Origin of the sequence: Bartonella tribocorum, assembly GCF_002778015.1 — a bacterium.
Lineage (GTDB): Bacteria > Pseudomonadota > Alphaproteobacteria > Rhizobiales > Rhizobiaceae > Bartonella > Bartonella tribocorum_B.
Genome location: NZ_NJPP01000066.1, coordinates 1 through 2,022, shown reverse-complemented (window position 1 = coordinate 2,022; position 2,022 = coordinate 1). Strand labels below are relative to the sequence as shown.

Annotated in this window: 1 protein-coding gene; it reads right to left on the bottom strand. The window is 35.0% G+C overall.

Features of this window, described 5'->3' with window-relative positions; translation table 11 throughout:
- Positions 1-450: 450 nt before the first annotated feature.
- Entirely contained in the window at positions 451-741 is a 291-nt protein-coding gene (locus CEV08_RS10315; protein WP_432417147.1) for a DnaJ domain-containing protein, read from the bottom strand.
- Positions 742-2,022: the final 1,281 nt, after the last annotated feature.

The following is a 2,022-nucleotide window of genomic DNA, read 5'->3' as shown; positions in this document are numbered from 1 at the left end:
CATTTGTGGAGGAACAGGAAATTTCTTTAGAAGGGCAGCCCCGTTTTTGAAGGCGGTTTTTAGATGATAGGGTGTTAGCCAATATGGAGAAAGGAGGGGCATGAGAAAAAGACTGTGTGAGAGATAAGTGGGCTTATTGGGGGAAAGGTTGAGGGGGCTTGTTGTGAAAATAAAGGTTTGGAACAGTTGAGGAATGCAATGAAGCAGAGGAAAAAATAGAGAACAAGGAAACAACGGATAGAGACGCTACAACCTTGCTCTCTACAATCCATTGTTAGAAAAGATCAAAAATTACCACACCTTGTCAATGCGCTGTGGAGCACTCTTAATACGCTTCAAAAGCATTTTCATGAGATAATTTTCCATATAAATATGATAAATGATACTCCTATGAACCAGAAGATTAATCGACCAATCTTTACTCAATATCCTTTTATGCTAGTGAGAACCCTATTTTATTATTTCTAGTGGTATATTCCACGTAAAAAATGAAATTATAGAACAAATGAAAAGCGTTATTCCATAAATAATGAAAATGACACGCGCGATATTATCTGGTCGTCCATTCTCTGGATCGCTCCTAATTTCAAAAGTCTTATGATTATCTTCAAATGTTTCATGAGAAAACTGATTGTAAGCAGCTCTCTTTTGAGGATCTTTAAGAGTTTCATAGGATTTACAAATTTTTCTGAATTTTTGGTTAGCTTCGGTACTAGAATTATGATCAGGATGGTATTGCAGAGCTAATTTACGAAAAACAGTTTTTATCTGTTTATCATTGCATTTATAGCTTACCTAAGAATTCCATAGTAATCGTCTTCATTGACGATCATTAAATACTACTACTTGTGTATCGTTCTTATTTTTATAAGATCAGTTTTACTAATCTTCTTTGCTTGGATCAAGAGGTGTTTCTTTTGTGCCGAAGGTATGTAAAAAGACGCGTTTAATAAAAATAGCAGCAGTGGTCATTTTGTATCTAAATGATGAAAAATACAGTGCAAAACGCATTTAAAATGCAGAATTTTTTTAATATTTTAAAAGTATTTTTTACAAAAATAGATTAAAAGAAAAACAATAAATCAAATATAAAAGGAATGATAATAATAGCTAAGGTTGTCGTGACTGTAAATAAACAGGCAGGAACCTTAAATCTACAACGCCAAAGTAAACGAACATTATCGTTGTTATTATGAATCCTATGATAAAATATTGCGTGGATAAAACAGCGCTTATGACTATAGCAAATAAAATAAAGTGTTAGGGTATTTATTATCTTTTGTTCTTAACACGTTTTTATTAGGTGCCTCCCTTTTGAATGGAGCAATATGTGTTATTTTTTTGTATTAAATGTGTTTTTTATGTTGAAAATTTGTGCTGAATGTGTTTAATAAAAAAATGCGACGATGATCGTACTGTATCTAAATAAGGGTGTGGTACAGGCAAAAACCCCGTGTATGCGGGGTTTTTGTTTGCTGAAGGGGATATGATAGCTGAAACTGAAAGGGATATGACAACAGAAAATATGCACAAATATAAGGGAGCCTCTGTAACAAAAACGGTTGTCCTCAAAATGGTCGCCCTTAAAATGATCACTATGGGGGTGGGAATAAAATTATATCCAAAACGATTTAAATAAAATCTACAGGTTGTTGTGTTGTCATTTGTTATTCATTTGGCAGATTGTTGTAAAAAGATATCTCGCTTTAAGTGCTTTTCAAATCCATTTCATATGGGGACTTATGAATTTTATACCGGCACTTGTGAAGGGTAGCGTGAGGGGGATAATGCATAAAGCTCTGCCAATTATGAACATTGCGCAACCCCATCTTTACTTTATGAAAAAGTAAGTTGGAACCATCTTGGGTGCGTTTTCAATATTACGCCATAAGTCTTGGCTCTTGAGACGATTCATAATCGCGTTTCTTGTGGGGCTTCTTATGAGGCGGCATGCTTTTCTCGTGCAGTTTCATGAGGGGGGGGGCTACTTGTAAAACGTAAGGGGAATGGGTGTGATGGGGG